This window comes from Propioniciclava sp. MC1683 (genome assembly GCF_014164675.1).
GTDB lineage: Bacteria > Actinomycetota > Actinomycetes > Propionibacteriales > Propionibacteriaceae > Propioniciclava.
On the sequence record NZ_JACJFX010000005.1, the window covers coordinates 102,999 to 119,840 of the forward strand.

Below are 16,842 nucleotides of genomic sequence, written 5' to 3' on the forward strand. Positions count from 1 at the left end.
ATTGCCACACCCGACCAGGAGCGTCGCCTACACCACGAGGGGCCCGTCCGTGGGCCGGATCGGCTTGGGCAACGCCGAGCTGCCCTGCAGCCAGGCGTCCACCCCGTTGGCGGCCGAGCGTCCCTCGGCGATCGCCCAGACGATGAGCGACTGGCCGCGCCCGGCGTCCCCGGCGACGAACACGCCGGGCACATTGGTGGCGAAATTCGCGTCGCGGGCGATGTTGCCGCGGGCGTCCAGTTCGACGCCGAGCTCCTCGACCAGGCCGGCCTTCTCGGGCCCGACGAAGCCCATGGCGAGCAGCACCAGGTCGGCCGGGATCTCCCGCTCGGTGCCCTCGACCGGCGCGAACCGGCCCTCGGTGAACGCCACCTCGGTCAGGCGCAGGCCGCTCACGCGGCCCTCGGTGCCGACGAACTCGGTCGTCGAGACCGAGTAGACACGGTCGACCTCGCCCTCCTCGTGGGAGGTGCTGACGCGGAACAGCATGGGGTAGGTGGGCCACGGCTGGCCCGCCGGGCGTCCGTCGGACGGGGTGGGCATGATCTCGAGCTGCGTGACGGACGCCGCACCCTGGCGCAGGCTCGTCCCGATGCAGTCACTGCCGGTGTCGCCGCCGCCGATGACCACGACGTGCTTGCCCGTGGCGACGATCTGCTCCTCGACCTTCTTGCCGACCGCGACCTTGTTGGCCTGGGGCAGGAACTCCATGGCCTGGTGGATGCCCGTGAGCTCGCGCCCCGGGATCGGCAGGTCGCGGGCGACCGTGGACCCGATCGCCAGCACCACCGCGTCGAAGCGGTCGAGCAGCTGCTCGCCGGTGATGTCGACGCCGATCGTCGTGTTCGGCTTGAAGACCGTGCCCTCCTGACGCATCTGCTTCAGGCGACGGTTGACGACCTTCTTCTCCATCTTGAACTCGGGGATCCCGTAGCGCAGCAGCCCGCCGATGTCGTCGGCGCGCTCGTAGACCACGACCGTGTGCCCCGAGCGGGTCAACTGCTGGGCGGCGGCCAGGCCGGCCGGGCCCGAGCCGACCACCGCGACGGTCTTGCCGGTGTGCCACTCGGGCACGACCGGGATGACGCGGCGGTCGTCCCACGCCTTGTCGGCGATGGCGACCTCGACGTTCTTGATCGTCACCGGGTCCCGGTTGATGCCGACCACGCAGGCCGTCTCGCAGGGGGCCGGGCACAGGCGTCCCGTGAACTCGGGGAAGTTGTTCGTGGCGTGCAGCCGGTCGGTCGCCTCCCGCCACAGGTCGCGGTGGATCAGGTCGTTCCACTCGGGGATCAGGTTCCCCAGCGGGCACCCGGTGTGGCAGAACGGGATTCCGCAGTCCATGCACCGGCTCGCCTGCTGGCGGATGATCGGCAGCACGGCCCGGCCGGGCGAGCCCGGGTAGACCTCGTCCCAGTCCTGGACCCGCTGGGTGGGGTCGCGGCGCTCGGCGACCTGCCGAGCGATCGTCATGAAGCCCTTGGGGTCAGCCATGAGCGGCCTCCATCATCGTGCGAACGGTCTCGTCCTCGCCGAGCCCCGCGGCCTCGGCGTCGGCGCGTGCGGCGAGCACGCGGGCGTAGTCACGCGGCAGCAGCTTGGTGAAGCGCTCCCGCCAGGCCGGGGCGCCGGCGTCCAGCAGGCGCTGGGCGACGGCCGAGCCGGTCATGTCCACGTGGCGGCGCAGCAGCGTCTCCACCCGGTCGACGTCGGAGTCGGTCAGGGGAACGGGGTCGACGAGCTCGGTGTTGACCCGGGCCGCGTCGAGGTCGAGGACCCACGCGAGGCCGCCCGACATGCCCGCGGCGACGTTGCGCCCGGTGCCGCCCAGGACGAGTGCCTCACCGCCGGTCATGTACTCCAGCGCGTGGTCGCCCACCCCCTCGACGACCGCCGTGGCTCCCGAGTTGCGCACGCAGAAGCGCTCCCCCACCTGGCCGCGGATGAAGATCTCGCCCGAGGTGGCCCCGTAGCCGATGACGTTGCCGGCCACGATCTGCTCCTCGGCCACGAACGGCGCGTCGTCGGCCGGCCGGACCGCGAGGCGTCCACCCGACAGCCCCTTGCCGAGGTAGTCGTTCGTGTCGCCCACCAGGCGCAGGGTGACGCCGCGGGGCACGAACGCCCCGAAGCTCTGGCCGCCGGTGCCGGTCATCGTGATGTCGATCGTGTCGTCGGGCAGGCCCTTGCCCTTGGTCGCCTTGGTGACCGCGTTGCCGAGCATGGTGCCCACGGTGCGGTCGACGTTGGTCACCGCGGTGGCGAACCGCACCTTCGCGCCGGTCTCCAAGGCGGACGCCGCACGCTCGATCAGCTCGTTGTCGAGCTTGGCGGCCAGGCCGTGGTCCTGGGTCGTGACACAGTGCAGCGGCCCGTCGGTCTCGACGCGGTGCAGGATCGGCGTGAGGTCAAGGCCCTGCGCCTTCCAGTGGTCGACGGCCGCCCGGGTGCGGAGCACCTCGACGTGGCCGACGGCCTCCTCGATCGAGCGGAACCCGAGCGCGGCCAGGTGCTCGCGCACCTCCTGGGCGATGAACTCGAAGAACGTCACGATGTAGTCGGCGTGGCCGGAGAACTTCGCGCGCAGGTCGGGGTTCTGGGTCGCGACGCCCACCGGGCAGGTGTCGAGGTGGCAGACCCGCATCATGATGCAGCCGTTGACCACCAGCGGCGCCGTGGCGAAGCCGAACTCCTCCGCGCCCAGCAGGGCGCCGATGACGACGTCGCGGCCGGTCTTGAGCTGGCCGTCCACCTGCACGACGATGCGGTCGCGCAGTCCGTTGAGCAGCAGGGTCTGCTGGGTCTCGGCCAGGCCGAGCTCCCACGGGCCGCCCGCGTGCTTGAGCGAGGTGAGCGGCGCCGCGCCCGTGCCGCCGTCGTGGCCCGAGATGAGCACGACGTCGGCCTTGGCCTTGCTGACGCCCGCCGCGACCGTGCCCACGCCGACCTCGGCGACCAGCTTCACGTGGATGCGGGCGACCGGGTTGGCGCACTTGAGGTCGTGGATGAGCTGCTTGAGGTCCTCGATCGAGTAGATGTCGTGGTGCGGCGGCGGGCTGATCAGGCCCACGCCCGGCGTCGAGTGCCGCGTCTTCGCCACCCACGGGTACACCTTCTGGCCGGGCAACTGGCCGCCCTCGCCGGGCTTGGCGCCCTGCGCCATCTTGATCTGGATGTCGTCGGCGTTGGTCAGGTAGTCGCTCGTGACGCCGAAGCGTCCCGAGGCCACCTGCTTGATGGCCGACCGACGGGTCGGGTCGTAGAGCCGCTCGGCGTCCTCGCCGCCCTCGCCGGTGTTGGACTTGCCGCCCAGCCGGTTCATGGCGATCGCGAGGGTCTCGTGGGCCTCCTGGCTGATCGAGCCGTAGCTCATCGCGCCGGTGGAGAACCGCTTGACGATCGCGCTCACCGGCTCGACCTCGTCGATGCTGATCGGCTCGCGCACCCCGGTGTCGAACTCGAGCAGGCCGCGCAGGGTCATCAGGCGGCGCGACTGGTCGTCGACCCGGTTGGTGTACTGCTTGAAGATGTCGTAGCGCTTCTCCCGGGTGGAGTGCTGCAGGCGGAACACCGTCTCGGGGTCGAACAGGTGCGGCGGGCCCTCCCGGCGCCACTGGTACTCACCGCCCACCGCGAGCGTGCGGTGCGGCACGGTGCGGCGGTCGACCGGGTAACCGAAGTCGTGGCGGGCCTGCACCTCGCGGGCGATCTCGGCCAGGCCGACGCCCTCGATCCGGCTGGTGGTGCCGGTGAAGTACTTCTCGACGAAGTCGGACGCCAGGCCGAGCGCCTCGTAGATCTGCGCGCCGGTGTAGGACGCGATCGTGGAGACGCCCATCTTGCTCATCACCTTGAGCACGCCCTTGCCCAGCGCCTTGCGGACGTTCACCAGCGCCTTCTCGGGGTCGACGGTGACGAACACCTCGCGGCGGGCGAGGTCCTCGGCCGACTCGAACACCAGGTACGGGTTGACCGCGGCGGCGCCGTAGCCGATCAGCAGGGCGACGTGGTGCACCTCGCGGACGTCGCCCGCCTCGACGATCAGGCCGACCTGCGTGCGGGTCTTCTCGCGGACGAGGTGGTGGTGCACGGCCGAGGTGAGCAGCAGGCTCGGGATCGGCGCGTAGTCGATGTTGGCGTGGCGGTCGGACAGGATGATGATCCGCGCGCCGTCGGCGATGGCCGCGCTGACCTCGGCGCAGATCTCGTCGATCCGCCGGGCGAGCTCGTCCGGGCCGTCGAGCAGCCGGTACAGGCCGCGCACGACGTGGCTGGCGTAGGCCGGCATCGAGCCGTCGCGGTTGATGCGCACGAGCTTGGCCAGCTCGTCCGAGTCCAGCACCGGGTAGTTGATCACGATCTGCTGGCACGACTCGGGGCCGGCCTGGAGCAGGTTGGCCTCCGGCCCGACCGAGCTCGCGAGGCTCGTGACGAGCTCCTCGCGGATCGCGTCCAGCGGCGGGTTGGTGACCTGCGCGAACAACTGGCTGAAGTAGTCGAACAGCAGGCGCGGCCGGTCGCTCAGGACGGCGACCGGGGTGTCGGTGCCCATCGACCCGATCGGCTCGGCGCCGGTCTGCGCCATCGGCGCGATGATCTGCTTGAGCTCCTCGTGGGTGTAGCCGAACACCTGCTGGCGCCGGACCACCGACGCGTGGCTGTGCACGACGTGCTGCCGCTCGGGCAGGTCCTCCAGGTTCAGGCGCTCGCTGACCCACTCGCCCCACGGCTGCTCGGCGGCCAGGCCCGCCTTGATCTCGTCGTCGCCGATGAGGCGGTGCTGGGCCAGGTCGACCAGCAGCATGCGGCCGGGCTGCAGGCGGCCCTTCTCGACCACCCGGCTCTGCTCGATCGGCAGCACGCCGGCCTCGGACGCGAACACCACCAGCCCGTAGTCGGTCACCCAGTAGCGGCCCGGGCGGAGCCCGTTGCGGTCGAGGGTGGCCCCGATCAGGGTGCCGTCGGTGAAGCAGACGGCCGCGGGGCCGTCCCAGGGCTCCATGACCGAGCTGTGGAAGGAGTAGAAGTCGCGGCGGGCGGCGTCCATCTCGGCGTGGTTCTCCCACGCCTCGGGGATCATCATCAGCACGGCGTGCGGCAGGGAGCGGCCGCCCAGGTGCAGCAGCTCGAGCACCTCGTCGAAGCTCGCCGAGTCGGACGCGTCGGGGGTGCAGATCGGGAAGAGCCGGTCCAGGTCACCCGGGATGAGGTCGGTGGAGAGCAGGGCCTCACGGGCACGCATCCAGTTGCGGTTGCCCTTGACCGTGTTGATCTCGCCGTTGTGGGCGATGAACCGGAAGGGGTGGGCCAGCTCCCAGCTCGGGAACGTGTTCGTCGAGAACCGGCTGTGCACGAGGGCCAGCGCGGTCTCGGTGCGCTCGTCGAGCAGGTCGGGGAAGGTCTCCGCGAGCTGCTGCGTGGTGAGCATGCCCTTGTAGACCGTGGTGCGGGAGCTCAGCGAGGCGAAGTAGACGCCCACCTCGGTGCGGACCCGCTTGACCAGCGGGTAGACGCGCCGGTCGAGGTCGATGCCGGTGGCGCGCCCGGAGGTGACGAACAGCTGCTCCATGTGGGGCATGACCGCCAGGGTCACGGGGCTGAGGGTGTCGCCGCTCATCGGCACCTCGCGCCAGCCGAGGACGCGCAGGCCCTCCTCGATCGCGAGGTACTCGATGCGGCGCTTGGCCTGGCCGCGCTCGGCGTCGTCGGCCGGCAGGAACGCCATGCCCACCGCGTAGCCGCCCTGCGGGGGCAGCACGAAGTCGACGGTGTCGCGGAAGAGTCGGTCGGGGACCTGGAGCAACATGCCGGCGCCGTCGCCGGCGGCCTCATCGGCGCCGGTGGCGCCGCGGTGGTCCAGGTTCTCCAGGGCCAGCAGGCCCTGGGCGACGATCGCGTGGCTCGGCTCGCCGCTCAGGTGCGCGACGAAGGCGACCCCACACGCGTCGTGTTCGAAGTCGTGGCGGTACAGGCCCTGGTCGGGCCTGTGGTTCATCGTGTTCATTTGTGTTCTTCCCGGCCAACGGGCTTTGTGGCAGCCGCCCCTTCGGACGACCTTCCTGGCCACACCGCATGGCGCGGGAAAAAAGTAGCGCGACTTCTGTTTCGGGCGCGTTACAGCGCGCCCAACTTTCCAGAATCTGGACGGGTCAGGCCTTCGCCACGCCCTCCGCCTCGGCCGGCTCGTGGTCGGGACCGCCCACGCCCTTGCGCTCCACCCACGGCTCGCGGCCGTGCTTGGTGCGCTGCAGGAGGGCGAAGATCGCCAGCCCGGCCAGAGCGACGAGCAGCGCGGTCACCTGGTTGGTGCGGAGCGGCCCGAAGTAGTAGCTGAAGTCGGTGCGGATCCCCTCGATGAAGAACCGGCCCGTGCCGTAGACGACCATGTACAGCGCGAAGAGCTTGCCCCAGCCGAGCTTGAACTTCCGGTCGAGCAGAAGCAGCAGCAGACCGCCGGCGAGGTTCCAGCTCATCTCGTACAGGAACGTCGGCTGGAAGGTGGGCACGTCGGCGTGCTCGGCGGGACGGTACTGCGGGTCGATCTCGAGGCCCAAGGGCCCGTAGTCGGGGCCGCCGAAGAGCTCCTTGTTGAACCAGTTGCCGAGGCGTCCGATGGCCTGGGCGATGATCAGGCCCGGGGCGAGGGCGTCCGCGAACGCCGTCAGGCGCGCACCCAGCTTGCGTGCGGCGATCCACGCGCCGATCGCGCCGCCGATGAGCGACCCGAACATGGCGATGCCGCCCTCCCAGATGAACAGGGCCGACAGCGGGTTCCGGTCGGGGCCGAAGTAGTCCTCCCAGTGCGTGACCACGTGGTAGATGCGGGCCCCGACGATGCCGGACGGGATCGCGACGAGCACGATGGTCTCGAAGGTCTCCGCCAGTCCGCCGCGGGCCACCCAGCGGCGCGAGCCGATGAACCAGGCGGCCACCATGCCGGTCATCAGGCACAGCGCGTAGATGTGGATCGTGAGCGGCCCGATCTGGAACTGGCTGATGTCGGGGCTGGGGATCGAGAGCAGCGTCACGCCCGCACCCCCGCCGCGAGGTCGGCGACGACGGCGCGCAGGGCGGCCAGGTCGTCCGGCGTCCCCGCGTCCTCGGCGGCGATCAGCGTCTTGACCAGGGCAGAACCCACGATCACGGCGTCCGCGAAGCCCGCCACCTCGGCGGCCTGCGCGCCGTTGCTGACGCCCAGCCCCACGCCCACGAGGGTGTCGGGGGCCAGCTGCCGCAGCCGGGACACCAGCTCGGGCGCCTGCGAGCTGGTCTGCTGCCGCGCCCCGGTCACGCCCATCACCGCCGTGGCGTAGACCCACCCGCGGCAGGCCTGGGTCGTGGACACGATGCGCTCGTCGGTCGAGCTCGGCGAGACCAGGAAGATGCGGTCCAGGCCGTGGTCCTCGGAGGCGACCAGCCAGTCGTGGGCCTCGTCGGGGGTCAGGTCGGGGGTGACCAGCCCGGCGCCGCCGGCGTTGGCGAAGTCGCGGGCGAAGGCGTCGACGCCGTAGCGGTCGACGATGTTCCAGTACGTCATGCAGACCGGCACCACGCCGGTCGAGGCGACGGCCTCGACGGCGGCGAAGATGTCGCGGGTCCGGACGCCGCGGTTCAGCGCCGCGGTACCCGCCCGCTGGATCACGGGGCCGTCCATCATCGGGTCGGAGTACGGCATGCCGATCTCGACCATGTCCACGCCCGGCCCGTCGCCGGGGACGCAGATCGCGCGGAAGGCGTCCAGTGAGCCGGCCACGGTCGGGTAGCCGACGGGCAGGTAGCCGACCAGCGCGGCACGCCCCTCGGCCTTCGCGGCGGCCAGCACCTGGCCGGAGCGTCCGATGCCGCCCATCAGAATCCCCCCACCGTCTCGTTCGGGGTGCCGTCCAGGCCGAACCAGGACAGGGCCGTGGGCACGTCCTTGTCACCGCGTCCGGACAGGCACACGCAGATCAGAGGCTCGAGGTCGGGCTGCTCGACGGCCAGCCGGCGGCCCAGTCGCAGCGCCCCCGCGATGCCGTGCGCCGACTCGATGGCCGGCATGATCCCCTCGAGCTGGGTGACGAGGCGGAACGCCTCCATCGCCTCGGCGTCGGTGACCGGCTCGTACGTCCCACGCCCGGACGCCGCGAGCCACGCGTGCTCGGGGCCCACGCCCGGGTAGTCGAGCCCGGCGGAGATGGAGTGCGACTCGACGGTCTGGCCGTCGTCGTCCTGGAGGATGTACGTGCGCATCCCGTGCAGGACGCCGACCGACCCGCCGGTGATGGACGCCGCGTGCCGTCCGCTGGCGATGCCCTCACCCTCGGCCTCGAAGCCGTACAGGGCCACCTCGGGGTCGTCGATGAAGTCGGCGAACATGCCCATCGCGTTGGAGCCGCCGCCCAGACAGGCCGCCACCGCGTACGGCAGGTGGCCGTAGCGCTCGAGGATCTGCGCGCGCGCCTCGGTGGAGATCACACGCTGGAACTCCTTGACCAGCTTCGGGAACGGGTGCGGGCCGGCGACCGTGCCGATCAGGTAGTGGGTGTGGTCGACGGTGGCGACCCAGTCGCGCATGGCCTCGTTCATCGAGTCCTTGAGCGTGGCCGAGCCCGACTCGACCGCGATCACCTCGGCGCCCAACAGCTGCATGCGGGCCACGTTGAGGGCCTGCCGGTCGGTGTCGACCTTGCCCATGTACACCCGGCACTCCAGGCCGAGGAGCGCGGCGGCCGTGGCCGTGGCGACACCGTGCTGGCCGGCGCCGGTCTCGGCGATGACCCGCGTCTTGCCCATGCGCTTGGTGAGCAGGGCCTGGCCGAGCACGTTGTTGATCTTGTGCGAGCCGGTGTGGTTGAGGTCCTCGCGCTTGACGATGATCCGGGCGTTGCCCGCCTCACGGCTCAGGCGCGGCAGCTCGGTGATCGGCGTCGGACGCCCCGCGAACTCGGCCCGGAGCCGTCCCAGCTCGGCGAGGAAGTCGGGGTCGGCCATGGCGGCGTGGAACTCGCGGTCGAGCTGGGCGAGCGCGGCGCTCAGCGCCTCGGGGACGTACTGCCCGCCGAAGATGCCGTAGTGGCCGCCCTTGTCGGGCATGTCTGTGGGTGAGGTCACCCGCCTATTGTGCCCGCTGCGCCGCGGACCCGGCGGAGATGAACTCGGCCACGGACGCCCGGGGGTCCCCGTGGCGGACCAGCGCCTCGCCGACGAGGATGACGTCGGCGCCGGCGGCGGCGACCCGCTCGACGTCGGCGACGGACAGGATGCCGCTCTCGGCGACCCGGATGCGGTCGGCGGGGATCAGGTCGACCAGGTTCTCGAACTGGGCGATGTCCACCTCGAGGGTCTGCAGGTTGCGGTTGTTGATCCCGACCAGTTGGGCGCCCAGGTCGACGGCGCGCCGCGCCTCGTCGGGGGTGTGCACCTCGACCAGCGGGGTCAGCCCCAGCTCGAGCGCCAGCGCGTGCAGGCGGTGCAGGTCGGGGTCGCCGAGCGCCGAGCACATCAGCAGGGCCAGGTCGGCGCCGGCGGCGCGGGCCTCCCACAGCTGGTACTCGGTGACGATGAAGTCCTTGCGCAGGACCGGGGTGTCGACCGCGGCGCGGACGGCGACGAGGTCGGCCAGGGAGCCACCGAAGCGGCGGCGCTCGGTGAGCACCGAGATGGCGCCCGCTCCCCCGGCGGCGTACTCGGCGGCGAGCGCGGCGGGGTCGGGGATGTCGGCCAGCGCCCCCTTGGACGGGGAGCTGCGCTTGACCTCGGCGATGACCGACAGGCCGGGGGCGGCGAACGCCTCCAGCACCCCACGGGTGGGCGGCATGGCCGCCACCGCGTCCATCAGGTCGGACAGGCTCCGGTGGGCCTGCCGCTCGGCGAGGTCCTCGCGAACACCGACGATGATGTCGTCGAGGACGCCCACGACTAGTGGTGCTCGCCCTCGACCAGCGACTGGCCGTAGCCCATCTTGACCATCACGCCACCGACGATGACGGCGGCGACCATGGCGCCGAGGCCGATCCAGACGACGGTCCAGTTGATGTTCATGAAGAAGCCGATCGTCGCGATGATCGCGCCGATGCTGGCCATGATGGTGGACGTCCACGCGGCCGGCGTCTTGCCGTGGTGGTACTTCTCCGTGACCGTGCTGCTCATGCGCGCTCCCCTTCAGAGTCGGTCGGATCCTGACCGTCGTCCATAGCTTTCCAAGAAGCGAGCGGATCTGTCACGTCGCCACTCGCCCCGCCCGCCGTGCGGACGCGGCGCACCGGCGGTCGCACGACCAACCAGAGCGCTGCCGCAGCCACCAGCAGACCGACCACACCATAGGCGATCGGGGATGCCGTGGGCGTCAGGCTCCACGCCCCGCCCAGGGTCGCGGCGAGGACGTGCTGCTCGACGACCGCGTCCGAGGGCGGCCCCCCGAGCAGGCCGAGGGCCGCCATCCCGAGGCCGGCCGCGGCGGCGACCAGGCCGACCGCGCGGCGTCCGGTGGTGGCGAGGGTGAGCGTCGCGAGCATGGCGGCCAGCACCACCCCGGGCAGGATCGCCGCCAGGCCGCCGGTGCCGAGCGACCCCGACAGGCCCGCCGAACCGCCGCCGGTCATGCCGTCGCCCCACGTGACGGTCCACCAGTCGGCCAGCGCCGCGACGCCGAGCCCGACCAGGGCCCCGGCCGCGGTGGCCAGGCGCGGGTCCGCCCTCACCCGACCCGCCTCATCCCGGACGCCGCGACCACCGCCCGCAGCGCTGCCGCGGCCTTGTTGCGGGACTCGAGGTCCTCCGAGGCCGGGACGGAGTCGGCGACGATGCCGCCGCCTGCCTGCACGTAGGCGGTGCCATCCTTGAGCACGGCGGTGCGGATCGCGATCGCGACGTCGGAGTTGCCCGCGAAGTCGAAGTAGCCGACCACGCCGCCGTAGAGCCCGCGACGCGAGGCCTCGAGGCGGTCGATGATCTCCATCGCCCGCACCTTGGGTGCCCCCGACAGCGTGCCGGCCGGGAAGCAGGACAGCGTGGCGTCCAGCGCCGTGCGGCCCGGCGACAGCTGGCCGACGACGGTCGACTCCAGGTGCATGATGTGGCTGTAGCGGCGCACCTGCATGAACTCCACGACGCTGACGGTGCCGGGCACGCACACCCGGCCCAGGTCGTTGCGGCCGAGGTCGACGAGCATGAGGTGCTCGGCGCGCTCCTTCGGGTCGGCCAGCAGGTGGGCCTCGTGCGCGGCGTCGGCCTCGGGGGTCGCCCCGCGCGGCTGGGACCCGGCGATCGGGTGGGTGAGCACGTGCCGGTCGTGCACGGTCACCAGCGCCTCGGGGCTGGAGCCGACGACATCGAGGCCGTCGAGGCGCAGCAGGTACATGTACGGGCTCGGGTTCGAGCGGCGCAGCACGCGGTAGACGTCGAGGGCGTCGGCGGTGCAGGGCACCTCGAAGCGCTGGCTCACCACGACCTGGAACGTCTCGCCGGCCTTGATGTCCTCGACCGCCTCGAGCACGGCGGCCTCGAACTCCTCCTGCGTGCGCTGGCGGGTGACGTCGGGCTCGACGTCGGCGTCCGGGCGCAGGCTGAGCAGCGGCTGCATCGGCTCGCGCAGGCGGGCCACCATGGCCTCCAGGCGGGCCACGGCGTCCGCGTACGCCTCGTCGACGCGCTCGGTGCTGTCGTCGAAGTTGATCGCGTTGGCCACCAGCCACACCTCGCCGGTGTGGTGGTCGAGCACCGCCACGTCGGCGGCCAGCATCATGACCAGTTCGGGCAGGGCGAGGTCGTCGAGGTTGCTGTCGGGCAGGCGCTCCAGGCGCCGGACGATGTCGTACCCGAGGTAGCCCACCATGCCCGAGGTCATCGGGGGCAGGGCCTCGTCGCGGGGGGTGTGCAGGCGCTCGAGGGTCTCGGCGAGCACGGCCAGCGGGTCACCGCCCCGGGGCAGGTTGGCGAGCTCGCGGCCCGACCAGGTGGCCTGGCCCCCGGACTCCGACAGCACGGCCGCGGCGTTGACGCCGATGATCGAGTAGCGCGCCCAGACGCCCTGCTCGGCGGACTCGAACAGGAACGTGTTCGTGCGGTCGCCGCACAGGTGGTGGTAGAGGCCGACCGGGGTGACGTCGTCGGCGAACAGCCGGGTGTGCACCGAGACGACGCGGCGTCCCTGCTCGGCGGCCTGGGCGCGGAACCCGGCGAGGTCGGGGGTGACGGGGGCGTTCATCGGACGTCGTCCCCCAGCAGCTCGCGGGCGTCGAAGCAGGTGGCGTCCCCGGTGTGGCAGGCGCCTCCGACCTGGTCGACGCGCAGCAGCACGGTGTCGCCGTCGCAGTCGAGGTGCACGCTGCGCACGTGCTGGGTGTTGCCGCTGGTCAGCCCCTTGACCCACAGCTCGCCGCGCGAGCGGGACCAGTACGTCGCCTCGCGGGTGGCGAGGGTGCGCGCGAGCGCCGCGTCGTCCATCCAGGCCTGCATCAGCACGGCGCCGCTCGTGGCGTCCTGCACGACGGCGGCGACGAGGCCGTCGGCGTTCCGCTTGAGGGCGGCGGCGATCGATGGGTCGAGGGAGTTGGGCATGCCGGTCATTCTTCCACGCGCGGCGGCTAGGGTTGCGCCATGGGTTTCGCTGGTCAGGAACGGGCTGCACTGTGTGACGCGCTGCTGGAGGCGGGCCCCGACGCGCCCACCCTCTGCGAGGGCTGGACGACGCACGACCTCGCCGCGCACGTGTGGGTGCGCGAGAACGACCCCTCCGCGATGCCGGGCCTCCTGGTCAGCGCGCTGGCCGACGTCACGGCGTCCCGGATGGAGGCGACCAAGCGGCGCTGGCTCTACCCCGAGCTGGTCGAGCAGATCCGCCGCGGCCCGCGTCCGATCTCGCTGTTCGCGCTGCCGGTGCTCGACGAGCTGGCCAACACGACCGAGTTCTTCGTCCACACCGAGGACGTGCGCCGCCCCGCCGGCCTGCCCCCGCGCGAGACCACGCCCGAGTTCGAGGACCACGTGGCCAAGGGCCTCAACACCACCGCCAAGGCGCTGTTCCGCAAGGCGCCGTGCGGGATCATGCTCGAGCGCACCGACCGCCCCCAGCGGCTGCGGGCCAAGGCGGGCGACACCACGGTGATCGTGATCGGCAAGCCGTCCGAGCTGCTGCTGTTCGCGTTCGGCCGCATGGCGGACGCCGACGTGCAGCTCGTCGGCCCCCCGGAGGTCAAGGATGAGCTCCTCGCCACGCACTCGGGGGTCTGAGGGCTGGGGCCGCGTCCTGGCGGCCCGTGACCGGTTCGTGGACGCCGCCCGCGCGGCCGGGCCGGACGCCCCCACGCTCTGTTCGGGCTGGACGGTGCGGCACCTGGTCGGCCACCTGCTGACGCTGCGCGACGACCCGCTGTCCTGGCCGGGGGTCGCGCTGCCCCGGCTCGCGGGCCTGACCGAACGGCGGATGGCCGCGGCCACGGCGTCCGGGTTCGAGGACGCGCTCACGCGCCTGGCCGAGGGCTCACCGTTCATGCCCATGGTCTTCGAGTCACCGCGCTCGGCGTGGGGTCACCACCTGGGCGAGTACGCGGCGCACACCGAGGACGTGGTGCGCGCGAACGCCCTGCCCCCGACCATGGTGGACGGTGTCACCGCCGACGCGCTGTGGCGCCGGGCGCGGGTGGCCGCGCGGCAGCTCCACCGCCGCTCGGGAGGCCTCGTGTTGGAGCGCGCCGACACGGGTGCGGTCGCCCGGGTGCTCCCCGGGGCGGCGACGCGCCACGTGGTCGGCGTACCGCTGGACCTGCTCGTGTGGGCCCACCGGGGCGCCGGGCCGGCCGGCGTGCGCGTCATCGGGTGACGGCACGCCCGCCGGGGCGCCGGGGTCAGCGCTGAACGCGCGCGTTGCCCGCCCAGAAGTCCCAGACCTGCTTCTCGTCGGCCGGGGCGCCGTAGTCGTACAGCGAGGTGGCCGCGAGCGCGCCGGTGGCCCAGCCGAACTGGGCGCACTTCTCGACGTCCCAACCCTGCACGATGCCGTAGAGGACGCCGCCGACGGAGCCGTCGCCGCCGCCGATGCGGTCCATGACGTCGATCGCGCGCAGCGGGGCGAGGTGGAACTCCCCGTCGTTCCACAGCAGGATGCCCCACTGGTGGCGGTTGGCCGACTCGACCTCTCGCAGCGAGGTGCCGATCCAGTGCGCGTTGGGGTAGGTGTCCTTGATGCGGCCGATCATCTTCTTGAACTCGTCGATCTCGTCCTCGATCGACTCGCCGCCGGCCTCGGGGCCCTCGATGCCCAGGCAGAGCTGGAAGTCCTCCTCGTTGCCGTAGAGGATGTCGCAGTTCTTGGCGATCTCGTCGAACGCGGCGGTGAGCTCCTCCTCGCGGCCCTTCCAGAAGGTGGCGCGGTAGTTGAGGTCCATCGCGACGAGCGTGCCGTGCTCGCGGGCGGCCTTGGCGAGCTCGACGCAGAACTTCGAGGTCGACGGGGACAGCGCGGCGATCAGGCCGGACAGGTGCAGGACCTTGACGCCCTCCACCCGGAACAGCTGGTCGAGGTCGAACTGGTCGACGCTCAGCTCGCGACCGACCTCGCCGGAGCGGTCGTTCCACACGCGGGGGGCACGGCCGCCGAAGCCGGAGTCGGCGATGTTGAACTGGTGGCGCAGGCCCCAGGCGTCGCCCTGGTCGAGGTCGGGACCGCGGTAGCTCATGTTGCGCTTGCGCAGGTCGGCCTTGATGAGCGCGGAGATCGGGGAACCCTTGACGAAGGCGCTCAGCACGAGCGTGGGCTCACCCAGGTGCGACATGACGCTCGCCACGTTGGTCTCGGCGCTCGTCGCCTGCAGGAAGAAGCGGTCAGCGGTGTGCACCGGGGCCCGGTTCTCGGGGGTGATGCGCACGCCCATCGAGGTGGGCACGACGAGGGACCACTGGGCGTCTTCACGGACGGTCATGGGGCTACCTTTCAGCGGCGAATGGAATGCTCGCCAGCCTAGACACACCCCGCCCCCTCCGCCGGGGGATTCACTCAGTTGCCGTGGCCTCGTCGAACCGCGCGGTCGACCGGACCGTCCACCAGCCCACCGCGATGCCGACCAGGTCGGCCACGGCGTCCCACCACTCGCCGCCGCGGCCGGGCAGCAGGTTCGCCTGCACCAGTTCGCTGACCGGCACGTGCAGGAGCATGGGCACCAGCGCGAACCACTGGTTGGGGACCACCTTCATCAGTGCCCAGGTCGGCACGGCGAACAGGATCACGTGGGCGACCTTGTCGATGCCGGGGAACGAGAAGCCCCCCGCGTCGGGCGGGCTGGTGGTGTAGAGCCCCCACAGGTGGAACACCAGCGCGAGCGCGACGACGACCCACGGCACGAACGCGCGCCGGGTCGGGTCGGTCGGCTCCCCGATCATGTCAGCTTCTCGAGGATCAGCTCCCGCACGCGCGCGGCGTCAGCCTTGCCCTGCATCTGCTTCATCACCTGGCCGATCAGCGCACCGGCGGCCTGGACCTTGCCGTCGCGGATCTTGTCGGCCACGTCGGGGTTGGCGGCGATGACGGCGTCGACGGCCGCGCCCAGCGCCCCGTCGTCGGAGACCACGGCCAGGCCGCGCCCCTCGACCACCTCGGACGCCGTGCCCTCGCCGGCCAGCAGCCCGTCGAAGACCTCGCGGGCGAGCTTGTCGTTGACGGTGCCCGCGTCGACGAGCGCCTGCACCTCGGCGACCTGCGCCGGGGTGACGCCGACGTCGGCCAGCTCGACCCCGGCCTCGTTGGCGCGCCGGGCCAGCTCGCCCAGCCACCACTTGCGGGCGGACGCCGGGCTCGCGCCCGCGCCCACGGTCGCGTCGATCAGGTCGATGGAGCCGGCCGTGCCGTTGACGTCGCGCATCTCGAGGTCGGTGAAGCCCCACGCCTCCTGCAGGCGCGCGCGGCGCTCGGCCGGCGGCTCGGGCAGGGTGCCGCGCAGCTGCTCGACCCATTCGGAGCTGGGCGCCACCGGGACCAGGTCGGGCTCGGGGAAGTAGCGGTAGTCCTCCGCCTGCTCCTTCGAGCGGCCCGGCGAGGTGTAGCCCTCCTCGTGCCAGTGGCGAGTCTCCTGGTGCACGCGCCCGCCGTCGGCCAGGATCGCGCCCTGCCGCTGGATCTCGTAGGTGAGCGCGCCCTCGACCGAGCGCAGCGAGTTGATGTTCTTGGTCTCGGTGCGGGTACCCAGCACGTCGGAGCCCTTGGGCGCCAGCGACACGTTGGCGTCGCAGCGCATGTTGCCGGCCTCCATGCGGGCGTCGGATACCCCGAGGGCGAGCATGAGCTCGCGCAGGTGCGCGAGGTACGCCTTCGCCACGGCGGGTGCCTTGGCCCCCAGCCCCAGGACCGGGCGGGTGACGATCTCCATGAGCGGCGTCCCGGCGCGGTTGTAGTCGACCAGCGAGTGGCTGGCGTCGTGGATGCGCCCGGTCACACCGCCGTGCGTGAGCTTGCCGGCGTCCTCCTCCATGTGCACGCGCTCGATGTCGATGCGGTGCACCTCACCGTCGACCTCGATGTCAACGTGGCCGTCGAAGCAGATCGGCTCGTCGTACTGCGAGGTCTGGAAGTTCTTGGTCATGTCGGGGTAGAAGTAGTGCTTCCGCGAGAACCGGCCCCACGGCGCGATCGAGCAGTTCAGCGCCAGCCCGATGCGGATCGCCGACTCCACCGCCTTGCCGTTGACCACCGGCAGCGAGCCCGGCAGGCCGAGGCACACCGGGCACACCTTGGTGTTCGGCTCGCCGCCCGGAGTGTTGTCACAGCCGCAGAACATCTTGGACGCCGTGTTGAGCTCGACGTGGACCTCCAGGCCCAGCGCGGGGTCGAAGTCGGCGATGACGTCGTCGTAGTCCATCAGGTCGGTCATG

Annotated in this window: 15 protein-coding genes; 2 read left to right on the forward strand and 13 right to left on the reverse strand. The window is 71.8% G+C overall.

The genetic code is table 11. From position 1 onward, the window contains the following. Positions 1–27 precede the first annotated feature (27 nt). From H5397_RS04570 to hisI, 10 genes are all read right to left on the reverse strand, one after another. Positions 28–1,494, reverse strand: coding sequence for a glutamate synthase subunit beta (locus tag H5397_RS04570; RefSeq protein ID WP_182815135.1), 1,467 nt, complete (start codon positions 1,492–1,494; stop codon positions 28–30). Then, on the reverse strand, positions 1,487–5,995 hold the full coding sequence (gltB, locus tag H5397_RS04575) for a glutamate synthase large subunit (protein WP_182815136.1): 4,509 nt from the start codon (positions 5,993–5,995) through the stop codon (positions 1,487–1,489). The genes H5397_RS04570 and gltB overlap by 8 nt, the downstream gene beginning before the upstream one ends. Before the next feature lie 154 nt (positions 5,996–6,149). After that, positions 6,150–7,028, reverse strand: a complete 879-nt coding sequence (gene lgt / locus H5397_RS04580) for a prolipoprotein diacylglyceryl transferase (RefSeq protein WP_182815137.1) — start codon at positions 7,026–7,028, stop codon at positions 6,150–6,152. Next, a complete protein-coding gene (trpA, locus tag H5397_RS04585; protein ID WP_375539409.1) occupies positions 7,025–7,840 on the reverse strand; it encodes a tryptophan synthase subunit alpha in 816 nt (271 codons plus the stop codon). Before trpA ends, lgt begins: the two co-directional genes overlap by 4 nt. 8 nt (positions 7,841–7,848) lie before the next feature. After that, positions 7,849–9,075 (reverse strand): tryptophan synthase subunit beta, encoded by a 1,227-nt coding sequence (trpB, locus tag H5397_RS04590; RefSeq protein ID WP_182815278.1) that lies wholly within the window; start codon positions 9,073–9,075, stop codon positions 7,849–7,851. Between the two features lie 22 nt (positions 9,076–9,097). Continuing rightward, positions 9,098–9,898: an indole-3-glycerol phosphate synthase TrpC gene (trpC, locus tag H5397_RS04595; RefSeq protein WP_182815139.1), complete on the reverse strand. Its 801-nt coding sequence runs from the start codon at positions 9,896–9,898 to the stop codon at positions 9,098–9,100. Positions 9,899–9,900: 2 nt separating this feature from the next. Then, complete coding sequence (locus H5397_RS04600) at positions 9,901–10,131, reverse strand: HGxxPAAW family protein (RefSeq protein WP_182815140.1); 231 nt, start codon at positions 10,129–10,131, stop codon at positions 9,901–9,903. Then, positions 10,128–10,682, reverse strand: coding sequence for a Trp biosynthesis-associated membrane protein (locus H5397_RS04605; protein WP_182815141.1), 555 nt, complete (start codon positions 10,680–10,682; stop codon positions 10,128–10,130). Before H5397_RS04605 ends, H5397_RS04600 begins: the two co-directional genes overlap by 4 nt. After that, entirely contained in the window at positions 10,679–12,187 is a 1,509-nt protein-coding gene (locus H5397_RS04610) for an anthranilate synthase component I (protein WP_182815142.1), read from the reverse strand. The genes H5397_RS04605 and H5397_RS04610 overlap by 4 nt, the downstream gene beginning before the upstream one ends. Next, entirely contained in the window at positions 12,184–12,549 is a 366-nt protein-coding gene (gene hisI / locus H5397_RS04615; protein ID WP_375539352.1) for a phosphoribosyl-AMP cyclohydrolase, read from the reverse strand. The genes H5397_RS04610 and hisI overlap by 4 nt, the downstream gene beginning before the upstream one ends. Before the next feature lie 30 nt (positions 12,550–12,579). Here hisI and H5397_RS04620 point away from each other — a divergent pair, with 30 nt between their 5' ends. Both H5397_RS04620 and H5397_RS04625 read left to right on the forward strand, forming a co-directional pair. Next, a complete protein-coding gene (locus H5397_RS04620) occupies positions 12,580–13,212 on the forward strand; it encodes a TIGR03085 family metal-binding protein (RefSeq protein ID WP_182815144.1) in 633 nt (210 codons plus the stop codon). After that, positions 13,181–13,801: a maleylpyruvate isomerase family mycothiol-dependent enzyme gene (locus tag H5397_RS04625; RefSeq protein ID WP_182815145.1), complete on the forward strand. Its 621-nt coding sequence runs from the start codon at positions 13,181–13,183 to the stop codon at positions 13,799–13,801. The genes H5397_RS04620 and H5397_RS04625 overlap by 32 nt, the downstream gene beginning before the upstream one ends. Positions 13,802–13,826: 25 nt before the next feature. Here H5397_RS04625 and H5397_RS04630 read toward each other — a convergent pair whose 3' ends face one another. From H5397_RS04630 to gatB, 3 genes are all read right to left on the reverse strand, one after another. After that, positions 13,827–14,900, reverse strand: a complete 1,074-nt coding sequence (locus tag H5397_RS04630; protein ID WP_182815146.1) for a PfkB family carbohydrate kinase — start codon at positions 14,898–14,900, stop codon at positions 13,827–13,829. Positions 14,901–14,970: 70 nt separating this feature from the next. Further along, on the reverse strand, positions 14,971–15,357 hold the full coding sequence (locus H5397_RS04635; RefSeq protein WP_182815147.1) for a VanZ family protein: 387 nt from the start codon (positions 15,355–15,357) through the stop codon (positions 14,971–14,973). Beyond that, positions 15,354–16,841: an Asp-tRNA(Asn)/Glu-tRNA(Gln) amidotransferase subunit GatB gene (gatB, locus tag H5397_RS04640; protein ID WP_182815148.1), complete on the reverse strand. Its 1,488-nt coding sequence runs from the start codon at positions 16,839–16,841 to the stop codon at positions 15,354–15,356. The genes H5397_RS04635 and gatB overlap by 4 nt, the downstream gene beginning before the upstream one ends. Position 16,842: the final 1 nt, after the last annotated feature.

Excerpts from the sequence above, each read along its gene's own strand:
- H5397_RS04570 (WP_182815135.1), bottom strand. The coding sequence starts at position 1,494 with ATGGCTGACCCCAAGGGCTTCATGACGATCGCTCGGCAGGTCGCCGAG.
- gltB (WP_182815136.1), bottom strand. The coding sequence starts at position 5,995 with ATGAACCACAGGCCCGACCAGGGCCTGTACCGCCACGACTTCGAACAC.
- trpB (WP_182815278.1), bottom strand. The coding sequence starts at position 9,075 with ATGCCCGACAAGGGCGGCCACTACGGCATCTTCGGCGGGCAGTACGTC.
- H5397_RS04600 (WP_182815140.1), bottom strand. The coding sequence starts at position 10,131 with ATGAGCAGCACGGTCACGGAGAAGTACCACCACGGCAAGACGCCGGCC.
- H5397_RS04610 (WP_182815142.1), bottom strand. The coding sequence starts at position 12,187 with ATGAACGCCCCCGTCACCCCCGACCTCGCCGGGTTCCGCGCCCAGGCC.
- hisI (WP_375539352.1), bottom strand. The coding sequence starts at position 12,549 with ATGACCGGCATGCCCAACTCCCTCGACCCATCGATCGCCGCCGCCCTC.
- H5397_RS04620 (WP_182815144.1), top strand. The coding sequence starts at position 12,580 with ATGGGTTTCGCTGGTCAGGAACGGGCTGCACTGTGTGACGCGCTGCTG.
- H5397_RS04625 (WP_182815145.1), top strand. The coding sequence starts at position 13,181 with ATGAGCTCCTCGCCACGCACTCGGGGGTCTGAGGGCTGGGGCCGCGTC.
- H5397_RS04630 (WP_182815146.1), bottom strand. The coding sequence starts at position 14,900 with ATGACCGTCCGTGAAGACGCCCAGTGGTCCCTCGTCGTGCCCACCTCG.
- H5397_RS04635 (WP_182815147.1), bottom strand. The coding sequence starts at position 15,357 with ATGATCGGGGAGCCGACCGACCCGACCCGGCGCGCGTTCGTGCCGTGG.
- gatB (WP_182815148.1), bottom strand. The coding sequence starts at position 16,841 with ATGACCGACCTGATGGACTACGACGACGTCATCGCCGACTTCGACCCC.